This window comes from Streptomyces sp. NPDC054794 (assembly GCF_053611585.1).
In genome coordinates, this window is record NZ_JBSHAQ010000010.1 from 35,575 (window position 1) to 48,298 (window position 12,724).

12 protein-coding genes and 2 pseudogenes are annotated in these 12,724 nt (G+C 71.0%); 4 read left to right on the top strand and 10 right to left on the bottom strand.

Going from position 1 to position 12,724, the window contains the following annotated elements:
- Window positions 1–399: 399 nt before the first annotated feature.
- Genes ACWGKT_RS12805 through ACWGKT_RS12815 form a run of 3 tightly spaced genes read right to left on the bottom strand, consistent with a single transcriptional unit; the run spans window position 400 to window position 2,213 of the window.
- Window positions 400–1,572 carry a YVTN family beta-propeller repeat protein gene (locus ACWGKT_RS12805; RefSeq protein WP_453273587.1) on the bottom strand — a complete coding sequence of 391 codons (1,173 nt, stop codon included), beginning with the start codon at window positions 1,570–1,572 and terminating at the stop codon, window positions 400–402.
- Window positions 1,572–1,928: a hypothetical protein gene (locus tag ACWGKT_RS12810; protein WP_453273588.1), complete on the bottom strand. Its 357-nt coding sequence runs from the start codon at window positions 1,926–1,928 to the stop codon at window positions 1,572–1,574. The genes ACWGKT_RS12805 and ACWGKT_RS12810 overlap by 1 nt, the downstream gene beginning before the upstream one ends.
- Window positions 1,929–1,976: 48 nt before the next feature.
- Window positions 1,977–2,213 carry a hypothetical protein gene (locus tag ACWGKT_RS12815; RefSeq protein ID WP_453273589.1) on the bottom strand — a complete coding sequence of 79 codons (237 nt, stop codon included), beginning with the start codon at window positions 2,211–2,213 and terminating at the stop codon, window positions 1,977–1,979.
- Between the two features lie 294 nt (window positions 2,214–2,507).
- Here ACWGKT_RS12815 and ACWGKT_RS12820 point away from each other — a divergent pair, with 294 nt between their 5' ends.
- Window positions 2,508–3,344 (top strand): COG4705 family protein, encoded by an 837-nt coding sequence (locus tag ACWGKT_RS12820; RefSeq protein ID WP_453273590.1) that lies wholly within the window; start codon window positions 2,508–2,510, stop codon window positions 3,342–3,344.
- Between the two features lie 154 nt (window positions 3,345–3,498).
- A complete protein-coding gene (locus tag ACWGKT_RS12825) occupies window positions 3,499–4,356 on the top strand; it encodes a COG4705 family protein (protein ID WP_453273591.1) in 858 nt (285 codons plus the stop codon).
- Window positions 4,357–4,361: 5 nt separating this feature from the next.
- On the opposite strand, the pseudogene ACWGKT_RS12830 reads toward ACWGKT_RS12825, so the two are convergent.
- Window positions 4,362–4,553: pseudogene (locus ACWGKT_RS12830) on the bottom strand (ATP-binding protein); the annotation flags it as partial.
- Between the two features lie 102 nt (window positions 4,554–4,655).
- Here ACWGKT_RS12830 and ACWGKT_RS12835 point away from each other — a divergent pair.
- Both ACWGKT_RS12835 and ACWGKT_RS12840 read left to right on the top strand, forming a co-directional pair.
- Window positions 4,656–6,143 carry a hypothetical protein gene (locus ACWGKT_RS12835; protein WP_453273592.1) on the top strand — a complete coding sequence of 496 codons (1,488 nt, stop codon included), beginning with the start codon at window positions 4,656–4,658 and terminating at the stop codon, window positions 6,141–6,143.
- Between the two features lie 5 nt (window positions 6,144–6,148).
- Window positions 6,149–6,823, top strand: a complete 675-nt coding sequence (locus ACWGKT_RS12840; protein ID WP_453273593.1) for a lysylphosphatidylglycerol synthase domain-containing protein — start codon at window positions 6,149–6,151, stop codon at window positions 6,821–6,823.
- A gap of 315 nt (window positions 6,824–7,138) precedes the next feature.
- On the opposite strand, the pseudogene ACWGKT_RS12845 reads toward ACWGKT_RS12840, so the two are convergent.
- From ACWGKT_RS12845 to ACWGKT_RS12870, 6 genes and pseudogenes are all read right to left on the bottom strand, one after another.
- Window positions 7,139–7,885 (bottom strand): annotated as a pseudogene (locus tag ACWGKT_RS12845) (response regulator transcription factor).
- Window positions 7,886–7,941: 56 nt separating this feature from the next.
- Window positions 7,942–10,593 carry an FtsX-like permease family protein gene (locus ACWGKT_RS12850; RefSeq protein ID WP_453273594.1) on the bottom strand — a complete coding sequence of 884 codons (2,652 nt, stop codon included), beginning with the start codon at window positions 10,591–10,593 and terminating at the stop codon, window positions 7,942–7,944.
- The gene (locus ACWGKT_RS12855; RefSeq protein ID WP_453273728.1) at window positions 10,590–11,252 is read right to left on the bottom strand and encodes an ABC transporter ATP-binding protein; all 663 of its coding nucleotides are present in this window, start codon (window positions 11,250–11,252) and stop codon (window positions 10,590–10,592) included. The genes ACWGKT_RS12850 and ACWGKT_RS12855 overlap by 4 nt, the downstream gene beginning before the upstream one ends.
- The gene (locus ACWGKT_RS12860; protein ID WP_453273595.1) at window positions 11,239–11,973 is read right to left on the bottom strand and encodes an ABC transporter ATP-binding protein; all 735 of its coding nucleotides are present in this window, start codon (window positions 11,971–11,973) and stop codon (window positions 11,239–11,241) included. The genes ACWGKT_RS12855 and ACWGKT_RS12860 overlap by 14 nt, the downstream gene beginning before the upstream one ends.
- Window positions 11,974–11,978: 5 nt before the next feature.
- Window positions 11,979–12,188, bottom strand: a complete 210-nt coding sequence (locus ACWGKT_RS12865; RefSeq protein WP_453273596.1) for a hypothetical protein — start codon at window positions 12,186–12,188, stop codon at window positions 11,979–11,981.
- A gap of 5 nt (window positions 12,189–12,193) precedes the next feature.
- Window positions 12,194–12,613: a hypothetical protein gene (locus ACWGKT_RS12870; RefSeq protein WP_453273597.1), complete on the bottom strand. Its 420-nt coding sequence runs from the start codon at window positions 12,611–12,613 to the stop codon at window positions 12,194–12,196.
- Between the last annotated feature and the right edge of the window lie 111 nt (window positions 12,614–12,724).

The following is a 12,724-nucleotide window of genomic DNA, read 5'->3' on the forward strand; positions in this document are numbered from 1 at the left end:
ATTCGCTATCCACCACCCAACCCCGCCTTGGCCGCTCCCACTGACTGCTACCAAACAAACCCCCCCACACAATCTACTGCCGGTCGGCACCGTTTGGGGGGCGACGGCGGGGTCGGGCCCGCCGATCACGCTCTCTCGGGGCACGGGATCCGTGACGCCGTGGTCGCCGACGCACCCACCTTCGCCCAGGTGATGCCCGCGCTGCTGCGCGTCCCCGACGTTCTGCCCGGTGTTCGCCGTCTGCTCCACCAGCACCGCCTCCATGCGGCACGCCTCGTTTTGGCGCGTACCCGTGGTAATGCACCGCCTCGCCGCGGGGGAAGCCTGTCACCTGTCCCCGCCGGGCACGGCCACAGCGCCTGGTGCGTCTGGAGGCAGCCCCGGATCAGCGCCCTTGCATCAGCGGAAGATGCCTGTGTGACCCAGCGAGTAGCGGCCCGGCTGCGGATAGACCGCGAGGCCGTGCGGGCCGCTGCCCACCCTGATGCGGGCGAGCTGATCACCGGTGGTGGTGTCGATGGCGTACACCTCGGAGTTGTAGCGGCCGGACAGCCACAGGACCTTGCCGTCCGTGGAGACGCCGCCCATGTCGGGGCTGCCGCCGTTCGGTAGGCGCCACTTCTTGGTCAGCCGGCCCTCCTTGAAGTCGAACACGGAGATGGTGCCCTCGCCCCGGTTGGAGATGTACATCTCGCGGGAGTCACGGCTGATGTAGAGGCCGTGCGCGCCCTTTCCGGTGGGCATGAGGGATGGCTTGGAGAAGGTGTCGCCGTCCAGGACCCAAAGGCCGTGGGCCATCATGTCGGCGATGTAGAACTTCTTGCCGTCCGGAGAGATCTTCACGTCCTGCGGCATGGCACCCTTGAGGGGCAGCTTCTGCTGGCCGATCACCGCCATCTTCTCGGTGTCGACCTTCAGCATCTCGCCGCTGAACTCACAGGACACGATGAAGTACCGGCCGTCCATGGAGAAGTCGGCATGGTTGACGCCGCGGCAGCTGACCGGGACGGCCTTGACCACCTTCATGGTGTGGGCGTCGCGGAAGACCAACTGTCGGTCGTTGGAGGCCATCACGACCGCGTACTTGCCGTCCGGCGTGAAGTACAGGTTGTACGGATCATGCACGGCGACCGGCTTGCCCGCCTCGCCAGTCCTCGCGTCAATGGGGGTGAGCGAGTTGCCCAGGTCGTTGTTGACCCACAGCGTCTTCAGGTCCCAGGACGGCACGACGTGCTGCGGCTGCCTGCCGACCGGGATCGTCTCGATGACCTTGTACGTCTTCGGGTCGATCACCGACACAGTGTCGGAGTTGGTGTTGGGGATGTACACGCGGGACGGGAAGTCCTTGACCGCCGGCGCGAGCTGGTTCGGGCGGTCGGCCGCGTAGAGGTCGTTCGGGTCGAGCACGGGCGGCATGCCCCTCAGGCCCCGGATCCTCTGTTGCTCAGCGGGGGCGAGGGGGGTCTTGGAGGCGAGGGCCTCGTCCTTGTGGGGGATTGCGCTGCTGCAGTCGGCGAGCGCGGCGAGGGCGACACCGGTGATCAGTAGGCGGACGATGGTCGTGGGATGCATCAGCTCAGCAACTCCCTGGTGGTCACCGCGCGCAAACCGCGTCGGTCGAGTCGGTGGAGGAAGCCGGGTGGGGCGGCGGCCGTGTCCGCGTGCCCGAAGTGCATGTTCACCACAGATTCGTTGCGGATCTCGCCGATGGCCTTGCGCCTGGCGGCAGGGGCGACGTGGCAGGCCGCCCGCGATGCGGGTCGGGAGTGCCGGGTGGGCGATGGAGCCGCCTGGAGGGCAAGCGGGCGGCGAACGCACCAGCCGCGGCCGATCCCGCGTGCAATGCCCAGCGACGGTCGGGCACCGTACTCGCGCTGTCCGTCGCGCGGTACGACGGCGTGGGAGGGATGCGGGACGGGAGTGCTCACCTCGACCATTTAAGGGCGGTTCGATCGGAAAATAGATCATTTCACCGTTTAGGGAGTGTGCCGGGTCGCGAGGACGGGTGACGGGCTTGACGAAGGCCCGCCGTGATCGCCGTCGCCGTCTCCCCTGCCCGTCCAGGCCGTGGCTCCGATGGCGACGGGCATCGTGACGATCAGATTCATCGTGGTGATCAGGCCACTGCGGCCGTCCGTGACGGGGCGCGGCACACGGGGGATTGCCAGGTGCAGGGCGAGCCCCGCCAGCAGCAGGGTGGTGGGGGCGCGCAACAGGCGGCCCAGGTAGCGGACGGGGACCCGAAGAGCACGAGCGAGAGCGGCATCGGCGGTGAGTTCAGCTGAAGGTGGAGGAGGGTGTGGTCCCGGCGCAGCCACAGTCCTGGGCCGGGCAGGAGGAGTGCGGAGGCGTAGAACAGTACGACGGCCTGGCCGAGCCTCCGATGCAGCCATTCTGTCGCTTGGTCAAGGGGTGGGTGGGAGGCAGGTGGATGGTGCACGGCGGGGCGGCGGATGCCGCACGGTAGTCAGGATGAGTTCAGGTAGTCCGTGGCACGGTCGGGTCTCATGGCATACGAGACATCAGAGACCACGGCGGCCTCATCGGTCGACGCCGTGGCGTCCTCGGGCCGCCGGTTGCGCCGGAACAAGGTGCCCAAGGTCACCGTCTACTTCTGGATCATCAAAGTGCTCTGTACGACGGTCGGCGAGTCCGCTGCCGACCTGCTCAACGAGAAGGCCGGGCTCGGCCTGACCGGTGTGTCGATACTGACGAGCGCCCTGCTGGCGGTCGTTCTGGTCGTGCAGTTCCGCACCACTGCCTACCGTGCCGGCGTGTACTGGCCGGTCGTCGCACTGATCAGCGTCGTCGGCACGCTGATCAGCGACAACCTCACCGAGAACATGGGCGTGCCCCTGGCGACCAGCACCACCGCCTTCGCGATCATCCTCGCGGTCGTCTTCGTGGTCTGGTACAGCCGCGAGCGGACGTTGTCCATCCGCAGCATCGACACCACGGGCCGTGAGTCCTTCTACTGGCTCGCCGTCCTGTTCACGTTCGCCCTCGGCACGGCCGCCGGCGACCTGGTCTCCGAACGGATGGACTTCGGCTATTGGCTGTCCGCGGTCCTCTTCGGCCTGGTCATCGCCGCGGTCGCCCTCGCGCACTTCGCGCTTGACCTGGACGCGGTGTGGAGCTTCTGGATCGTCTACGTCCTCTCCCGCCCCCTCGGCGCGTCCGTCGGCGATTACCTCTCGCACCCGACCGTTGACGGCGGAGTGGGTCTGGGCGTCGTCGTCACGAGCGCGGCGTTCCTCAGTGTCGTTCTCGGCCTGGTGGTGTATCTGGCGGTGACCCGGACGGACGTCGCGCAGCCGCAGCAAACCGCGCGCCACGCCGCCTGAACAGGGGCGGGGCAGGCGTTCAGGAGGTGTTCAGGCCGACGCTGCGAAGGTCGTTGATCGCGATCGCCTCGCCGCGATCGCCCATCCGGCAGGGCGCTCGCTCCCATTGCTGGGCGAGCGCCCTGCCGTACGACCACACAAGGAGCCCCCCACCTTGCAGCAGCCGAAAGACCTCACCGACCTCGACGTCGCGAGCATGCCGACGTCGGTGATGAAGAAACTGCCCGAAGTCACCCTCGCCTTCTGGATCATGAAGATCGCGGCGACGACACTGGGTGAGACTGCCGGAGACCTCTTCTCCCAGACCCTGAAACTGGGTTACTTCCTCACCACGATCGTCCTGTTCCTGATCTTCGTGGTGACGCTCGTCGTTCAGCTCAGGTCCCGTCGCTACAACCCGTTCTTCTACTGGACGGTCATCCTGTCGACCAGCATGGCCGGCACCACCATGTCCGACTTCATGAACCGCGACGCCAGCACCAAGTACCTCTCCAACGGCGCCACTTCACTCGGCTGGGGACCACAGGGCCTCGGCCTCGGCTACCCGGCCGGCGCGGCGATCCTCGTCTCGATCCTGATGGTCATCTTCGCGGTCTGGCGGCTGAGCGGGATGACCTTCCAGATCCGTGACATCGTCACCTTCCGCGGCGAGGCACTGTTCTGGTCGGCGATCCTCGTTTCCAACACCCTCGGCACCTCCATGGGCGACTTCCTGTCCGACAGCTCCGGGCTCGGCTACGCCGGCGGCGCGCTGCTGGTGACCGGGCTGCTCGCCGTCCTGGTGGCCCTGATGAGGGTGCCGGTGGTGCCGAACGTCCTGCTGTTCTGGATCGCGTTCGTCCTCACGCGCCCGCTCGGTGCCACCGCGGGCGACTTCCTGACCAAACCGGTCGCCAAGGGCGGTCTCGACCTCGGAACCCCCGGTTCCTCAGCGGTCCTGCTGGCCGTTCTGCTCGGCCTCATGGCCTACGCGCACGTCCAGGAAGGCAGGACCCGGAGCGAGCGGACGTAGCCCGCTCAGCCCATGGGCAGATGGGCCAGGAAGCGCGCCCCAGGACTTCGTCCGGGGTCGTGGGGCACCTTGCCGCCGACGGCACGGGCAAGGCGCCGCGCGGGCGGCAGTCCGAGGCCCGCGCCGTCGTGCCCGTCCTCGCGATCGGTGCGGCGGCCGGGCTGGAAGAGCTCGCCCGGGTGCTCCTCCGGTACCCCGTCTTCTCACCCGCCTCTAACCCTACAAGCCGTAGTGTGGGGTGTCCTCCTACGAGCTGTAGAGGGTCCGATTCCGTGGCGTGCGACGACGAAAGGTGCAAGATGACCGATGGCTCGAACGCCACGAGGACCGCTGTCCCCCGCGCTGGCCGCCCCTCGCAGGCCATCCGGACTCGGGGCGCGCGGGGCGAGCCCCGGCTCGGGGCGGTCGCAGCCGCCTTCATGCTCGCCCAGCTCGTCCTCGTACGGCCGGATCTCGGTCTCGGCTGGGACGAGACGGTCTACGTCAGCCAGGTCAGTGGTCACGTTCCCGCTGCCTACTTCAGCGCGCCCCGCTCCCGCGGTATCTCACTCCTCGTTGCGCCGATCGCATCGTGGTCCGACTCCACCGCCCTGCTCCGGATCTACCTGGCCGTCCTCTCCGGCCTGGCCCTCTACTTCGCCCTGCGGGCATGGCGAGGTCTCCTCGGGCCCGGCGTCCTGGCCTTGGCCGGTGCCCTGTTCGCCTCGTTGTGGGTGACGCTGTTCTACGGCCCCCAGGCCATGCCCAACTACTGGGTCGCCATCGGCGCCCTGGCCTGCGTCGGCTGCTTCCTGCGCGCCTGCGCGAACGCGCGGGACCGGCCGGCCTGGTGGGGTCTCTTCGCGGGCGCGACGCTGATGGCGGGGATGCGCCCCATGGACGCGGTCTACGTCGTGCTGCCCCTGCTCGCTCTTTCCGCGCGTCGCCCGCGTTTTCTCGTCGTGCTGGTCGTGGGGCTGGTGGCGGGTGCCGGCGAGTGGGTGATCGAGGCGTATGCGAGCTACGGCGGCCTCGCGCAGCGCCTGTCTGCTGCCTCCGCCGTCCAGGGCGGGCTCGGCTGGCACCTCGCGGTGGTCGACCAGCTGCGCAGTCTCGGCGGACGTACCCTGTGCCGGCCCTGCACCGGGTCAGCCCCCAGCCCGTTGGTGACCCTGTGGTGGTTCGCGCTGCCGCTCCTCGCCGCCCTGGGCGCTGTGGTCGCCGTCCGCGCCCGGCGCGCGCGGCCCATCCTGCTTCCGCTGGCCTGCGCCGTCACGGCTGCAGTCCCCTATCTGTTCCTCATCGGCTACGCGGCCCCCCGCTTCCTGTTGCCCGCCTACGCCCTGCTCGCCCTCCCTGTCGCCCACGGCCTGGCCCACTTGGTCACGGCCCCGACCGGTCGGATCGCGCGCACCGTCGGCATCAGCCTGGTGGCGATCGGTGTGGCGGGTCACCTGGTCGTGCAGTGCGTCGTCCTGGAGCACACCGTGTACAGCTCCGCGGCCTCCCGCGCCGACTGGTCCCGCACCGCCGCCGCCCTCCACAAACTTGGTGTACGGCAGCCCTGCCTGCTCAGCGGCTACGACGCCGTGCCGATCGCCTTCCACAGCGGCTGCGGCTCCGCACAGACGGCGGGGCATGACGCCAGCACCACCGTGGCCGAGCTGACGCGTGCCGCTCACCGCACATCTTTCGTTGTCCTCGCTCCGCCTGGGGGCCATCCGCCCGCGTACGCGCGCACCTGGCCCGAGGAAGAGGTCGGCGGTCTTCGGGCGTACGTGGCACCCGATGCACGGCAGGGGAGGTGAGCGTCGTGACCGCGACCGAGAGCCTGCCGACCACCGTGGGCAGGGGCCTGTACGTCCAGCTGGGAATCACCCTGATTGCGCTCGCCGCTGCCGGCGGGATGCTTGCCACGCACCGGACCACTCTGGACAGTGGCACCGACCGGCTTGCCGCCGCCGACGGGGAGTGGCTGGTGCTCGCCTGCGTCGCCGCCGCGGCCACATGGGTGTGCGCGGCCCTGGCCCAGCAGGGGGCGGTGGCCGAACGGCTGCCCAGGGGACGGCTGGTGGCGGCAAAGTTCGCGGTCGGCGCCGCCAATCACCTCCTTCCGGCAGGTGTCGGAGCGGCAGTGGTCAACCCGCGGTTCCTGACACGATGCGGGCTGTCCACCCCGCGCGCGGCGACCACGCCGGCGGTGAAGGCGTACGTCGGCGGGATGGTCCGGTGCGCGCTGGTGGCGGCCCTGCTGGTCGCCTCGCCCTGCACGGTCCATCTCTCTGCGCGGGTCCCGCATGTGCTGGTCCTGCTGCCGGTGGCGGCCGGAACCGCCGTCCTGGCGGCCGCGATCAGCGGCCGCCTCGGACAACTGGTGCCCGGGCCTTGGCCGACGTACGGGACGTGCGGGACGTGCACCGGCACCGGGCGCGGGCCTGTGCTCTGTGGGGCGGTTCGGTCGCGTTCGCCCTGCTGCATGCCGGGGTGATCGTTGCCGTGGTCCACGCGATCGGTCTCGGCCTGCCCGCGAGCCGCGTGGCCGTGGCCTGCCTGGTCGCCGGCGGCGGCGCTGCTGCCCACGCCGGGCGGACTGGGGTCGCTGGATGCTGCGCTGGGCTTCGCGCTCGCTGCGGCCGGCGCGCCGGGAGCGGCGGCGGTCTCGGCGGTGCTCGGCTACCGCCTGCTGACCGGATGACTGCCGATGGCCCCAGGGCTGCTGGTCCTGGCGCTGCCGGCCCGCCGCTCGGCATCGTGAACCGGCGAGGTGCTTGCTCGCCGTCGTGCGGACGCCGCGCGCACCTGCTCAGTCCTGCGGGTCCGGTTGCCGTTCCAGCCGGTACCCGTGCCCCCGCAGCGTGGTGATCCGGGGCAGCCGGGCCGGTCGCCCCTCCGACCGTGCCGCCTCGGTGAGTCTGCGGCGCAGACTTGCCAACGTCACGTCGAGGGTCTTGGTGGAGCCGAACCAGTTCTCGTCCCACACCTCGGCCATCAGTGTCTCGCGCGAGACCGCTTCGCCGACCCGCTCGGACAGCACCGCGAGCAGGTCGAACTCCTTGGCCCGCAGCGGGACGTCCTTGCCGAGCAGTGCGCAGCGACGGGCTGTTACGTCGACGACCAGATCGCCCACCTGCACCGGCTCCCGGGCCGGCATGGCTACCACGTGCCGTCTGAGGTGAGCCCGCAGCCGGGCGAGCAGCACGGTCAGGCTGAACGGCTTGACCAGGTAGTCGTCGGCCCCGGCGTCCAGCCCGGCGATGATGTCGATGTCGTCGGTCCGTGCCGTCAGCACGACGATCAGCAGGTCGGGGAGCCGGGCGCGCAGCTGCCGGGCGACGTCCAGGCCGTCCATGTCCGGCAGCCCCAGGTCCAGCAGCAGTACCTCGTAAGGCGCCTGCTCGGCCTCCGCCAGTGCGCCCGCTCCGGTGCGACATCACGTCGGGGCGTAGTCGTGGCCGCGCAGGCCGGTTTCCAGGTGGCGGCCGATGGTGTCGTCGTCCTCGACGACGAGGACACGCAGTCGGCTGCGGTCCGGTGCTGCGGGCGTGCGCATGGTCGACAGCCTAGGAGTCGCCGGGGCGAGGGGCCCGTCGTGGGTGCACGCCGCGTTCACAGGTCGCGGAGCTCTTCCACGGCGGGTCGGTGGCTGCCGCGGATGCCGTTGAGGGCCGCGGCCAGGACGGCGGCGACGGCGGCTGCCCCGGTGAGTGCCAGGTAGGCACCGGGGATCGAAAGAGCCGCAGGTGGCGGATCGAAGACGCCGGTCAGGACCTTGACCAGCATCTCCGACAGGGCCCAGCCGATGAGGGCGCCTCCGGCCAGGCCGCCGACGGCCAGCAACAGGGCCTCGGACAGGACCATGCCGCGCAGGTGGCGTGGTCGGGCGCCGAGGACGGTGGCGATGGCGAAGGTGCGGCGCCGTTCCGCGAGTCCGAGAGCGAGGACCAGGCCGCCGGCACCGGCGGCGAGCAGGACGGCGAAGGCTAGCTCGATGCGGGTGAGGCCGGCCAGGTCGACGGAGGTCAGGCTGGTGCCGACGGTGCCGCGGGTCTGGGTGAGGTCGGTGACGGTGGCCCGGGTACCGAGCTGCCCCCGCAGATGGGCGGCGATCCGCTGCTGGTTCGTGCCCCCGGTGTCGAGGAGGAAGGCACCGACCGAGTCGTCGCCGGTGGCCTTGGCGATGTAGGAGGCGTTGGCGACGAAGAAGCTGTCCTTGGGGGCGGTGGGGAACTCCTTGGCGATGCCGGCGTAGTGGAAGGGGACCGTGCGCAGGGACTTGGTGCGGGCGTCCTGGATGCGCAGGTTGACGGTGTCGCCCGGGGAGAGCTGGAAGTCGTTGACGGTCTCGACGCTGACGAGGAGGTTGTCCGGGCGCTGGGCGAGCCGGCGCATCAGCTGGTCGGCGGTGCCGCCCGCGAAGTAGGCGTCCTGGAGCGAGGTGGCCTCGGCGACGCTGTCCGGTCGGACGCCGTAGAGGTCCTGCAGGTCGGAGCCGACGTAGGCGAAGCGGTGCTGGAGGGGTTCGACGTGCCGTACGCCGGAGATCGTCAGCGCTGCTCCGGCTGTGGGCGGGACCTGGGCGCCCGGTGGTTCGGTGACGGTGATGTCGGCGCCGTTGGTCAGCCGGGCGTCGACCTCGGCCTGCTGGTGGTACGTGGCGTTGAAGACGGCGGTGGAGATCGCGAAGGAGACGGCGAGGGCGAGCAGGACCACCGACCGGGCGAACGGGCGGCGGCGCCGGGCCAGGACGGCGGCGGTGGTACCCGCCAGGGTCGCGGTCAGCGGCCGGACCAGCCGGGCCAGGCCGGGGCGGCCGTGGGTGAGGGCGAGCAGGGTCAGGCGCCACAGCAGCAGGGCCGCTCCGATCCACAGCAGGGCGGGGCCGAGGAAGGCCCAGTACGACACGGAGATGCTGGGGACGCCCTCGGGGGCGAGGACGAGTGCGTACTGGTTGCCGGAGGAGGCGCGGAAGACGAGCCACGAGACGATCAGCAGGGCGAAGTCCAGGCCGTAGCGCATCCACCAGGGTGATCGGGTGCGTCGTACGTTCTCCTGCTTGCGGGTGTCGGCGACGGTGACCGTGCGCAGGTCCCGCAGGGCAGGGACGAGGACCGCACCGGCGGCCACCGCGACCCCGAGCACGAAGGCGACGGCGTACCAGACGGACCAGGTTCCCGCGCTCGCGCCGAACGAGGCCGTGCCGAAGGCGAGCCGGCCGGTAAGGGCGGCGATGCCCAGCCCCGCCAGGCCTCCAGCGAGGCCGATCAGGGCGGCCTCCAGACCGGCGAGTGCGGTGATCTGACGGGGCCGCAGACCGCGCAGCCGCAGCAGCCCCTGTTCCTGACGGCGCCGTTCGCCGCCGGCCGTGGCGACCGCCGCCGTCAGCGTGGCGGCCAGCACCGCGCCGGGCACGCCGAGGAAAAGGAAGAGGATCTGGGCGTACAGGGCGTCCTGGCGGGCCGAGTCGAGCGCTGCGCCGACGTTGTTGCCGACCAGGGCCGTGCCGGCGGAGCGGGCTTCGAGGTTGTGGGCGGCACCGGTGACGGCGGAGTACGCGGAGGCCGGGTCGGAGGGCAGCCGAGCGTTGTCGCGAGCGGCGTGGATCTGGGTGGTGACACCGGTGGCGCCGCGGGTGAGGGCGGCGAACCGGGTGGCGGGCAGGAGGACGACGTTGTCCGGAGGAGCGGTCGGCTGGGACTGGCTCGGGGCCCCGACGGTCTGGAAGAGGGAGTCGGCCTGCGGCAGGTCGACCACACCGTCCACCTTCACCTGGCGCAGACCGGCGCCGGGAAACTGGATGCCGATGGTGTCGCCGGGGGCCGCGTGCAGGTTGGAGGCGGTCTGCTGGGCCAGCAGGACACCGGTGGACGAGCCGGAGAGCGTGCGGACGGCGTCGGGGAAGCGGGCGCGGTAGCCGTCGGGCAGGCCAAGGGCCATGCCGGGGCCGGTGGCCTGGGTGCTTCCCCGCACGCGAGCGGTGAAGCCGCTGGTGTGCGCGAAGCCGACGGGCACAGCGGTGCGGGTGCCCGGGGTCCTGTCCACCAGGGACAGGACCGTACGCGGGCCGGCGCCGGGCTGCACCTGGACCTGCCAGTCCACGGAGACCGAGCGCACGGCACGCTGGGTCATGGTCGCTTTCGACGCGGTGAGGAAGGAGCCGAGCGCGGCGACCAGGGCGACCGCGAGCGCGATGCCGGTCAGGGCGGCCAGCAGCCGTCCGGCACGGTGGCGGGCCAGTCCGCTCGCCCATGCGGTGATCACGACACCTCCTCGGGTGTGAGCAGTCGTCCGTCGCGCATGCTCCGGCGGACGGTGAGCCGGGCGGCGACGGTGGGGTCGTGGGTTGTGACGACGAGGGCCGCGCCGGTGTGGCCGGCGGCCGTGAGCAGGGCGTCCAGGACGCGGGTGCCGGTGGCGTGGTCGAGGCGCCCGGTGGGTTCGTCGGCAAGGATCAGGCGCGGCGCCTGGGCCAGGACCCGGGCGGCGGCCACTCGCTGGGCCTGGCCGCCGGAGATCTCCTCGGGGAGCCGGTCGGCCAGGTCGGCGGCGTCCACCAGGGCGAGTGCCGCGAGCGCGCACAGTCGCGCCTCGCCCTCCGGACGATCGGTGAGGACCAGGGGCAGAGCGGTGTTCTCCGCCACGTTCAGGGCGGGTATCAGGCTGTCGCCCTGGAAGACCAGACCGATGTCGTACGGCCCGAGCGAGGCAGCCCGGGTGACGGTGCCGCTGGTGGGTTGTTCCAGCCCGGCGAGCAGGTGCAGCAGCGAGCTCTTGCCCGACCCCGAGGGGCCGACGACCGCGAGCCGGTCCCCGGCCCGGATCTCCAGGTCGGCCCCGTGCACGGCCACGACCGCCCGAGGCCCCCGGCCGAAGGTCAGGGCCGCGTCCGCGCAGCTGACAAGCACCTCATCCGACGGCATCATGTGCCTCCTCGTGGTCCTGCCGCCGGGCATCGGTGGCCATCCCGTCTGTCAGGGTGATCACCCGGTCCGCGATGCGGACTGCTTCTCGGCTGTGCGTGACGATCAACACCGCGCACCCCTGCGCGGCCCGCTCCCGCAGCATTGCCAGGACCAACTGCTCTGTCTCGCCGTCGAGTTCACCGGTCGGTTCGTCGGCGAGCAGGACGGCGGGCGAGTTGGCCAGCGCGACGGCGAGTCCGGCCCGCGCCAGCTCTCCGCCGGACAGTTGGCGCGGCAGGACGTGCGATCGGTCGGCGAGCCCTACCCGGCCCAGCAGTTCCCCGGCCGGGACGGCGGCCCTGCGGCCCTGTGCCCGCTGCGGCAGGCGGACGTTGTCCCGCACGCTGAGGTGCGGCAGCAGGTTGCGGGTCTGCAGCAGGACACCGATGTGCCGGGCCCGCAGCCGGGCTCGCTCGGTCTCGGGCCGATGGCTGATCCGTACGCCGTCGATGTGGACCTCGCCGCCGGAGGGCTCGTCGAGTCCGGCCAGGCATGCCAGCAGGGTCGACTTGCCGGCCCCGGACGGGCCCACGACCGCGACCGTCTCGCCACGCCGCACCCTCAGCGACACCCCGCGCAGCGCGAGTGTCTCCTCCTCGCCGGCCCGGTAGAAGCGGTACAGCTCGCGGGCCGTGAGGACGTCGCGGGCGCCGCCGCCGGTCTGTGTGCCGTCGGACATGGTGCTCACCGCCAGGTGAAGGAGTCGCTGACGATGCGCCACGGGTCGACGTTGTCGGCCTTGACCGGTCCGGACAGGGTCAGGTCCACCTCGTGCCCCGCGCGGTAGAACGCGTACCTCTCGAAAGCGTCCCGCACCACCTTTCCGGTGACCGGGTCCTTCGCCGAGTCGCCTTGATAGGTCAGCAGGACCACCGGGCCGGCGTGCCGGGTCACCTCACTCACCTTGGGTGAGGAGAACTTCTGCACCTGGGAACGGAGTTGAGGTACGACCGCTTCGTGACCGAGCCGGACGTGGGCGCACCGGAGGCGGAAGCCGCGGTGATCTTCACAGTGTTGAGCTTGTCGGTGAACGCGGTGGTGTCACCCTGGCTTGTGCGGGCCCAGCCCTCGGGCACCTTCAGGGTGAAGCCGGTGTAGGAACCGCCGGTCGGCCGGTAGGCGACGTACACCTGGTTGTCGGGGATGTCACCGGGCGGGTTGGACTCGGTGGGTGCCGGTTGGTTCCGTCCGCTGACGGTGGCCGAACCGGACGCAGGGCCGCCGGAGCCGGCGTGTGACCCAGAACCGGAACAGCCGGCGGTCACCGCCGCCGCGAGGGTGAGCCCGACGACCGCGTACGTCCTTGTGCGTGCTGCCATGGTCAGGCCCTCCAGGGGAGTCCTCGGACCGGACGGTCATGGCACGGACGCTAGGAGGAGGCCGGTTAACGCCCCGCTTGCTGAGGGTTAGACGACGGCAAAACCGTGTGG

What these genes read in the sequence shown, in the direction of transcription:
- ACWGKT_RS12805 (WP_453273587.1), bottom strand. Translation starts at nt 1,572, where the DNA reads ATGCATCCCACGACCATCGTCCGCCTACTGATCACCGGTGTCGCCCTC.
- ACWGKT_RS12820 (WP_453273590.1), top strand. Translation starts at nt 2,508, where the DNA reads ATGGCATACGAGACATCAGAGACCACGGCGGCCTCATCGGTCGACGCC.
- ACWGKT_RS12835 (WP_453273592.1), top strand. Translation starts at nt 4,656, where the DNA reads ATGACCGATGGCTCGAACGCCACGAGGACCGCTGTCCCCCGCGCTGGC.
- ACWGKT_RS12855 (WP_453273728.1), bottom strand. Translation starts at nt 11,252, where the DNA reads ATGCCGTCGGATGAGGTGCTTGTCAGCTGCGCGGACGCGGCCCTGACC.
- ACWGKT_RS12860 (WP_453273595.1), bottom strand. Translation starts at nt 11,973, where the DNA reads ATGTCCGACGGCACACAGACCGGCGGCGGCGCCCGCGACGTCCTCACG.
- ACWGKT_RS12870 (WP_453273597.1), bottom strand. Translation starts at nt 12,613, where the DNA reads ATGGCAGCACGCACAAGGACGTACGCGGTCGTCGGGCTCACCCTCGCG.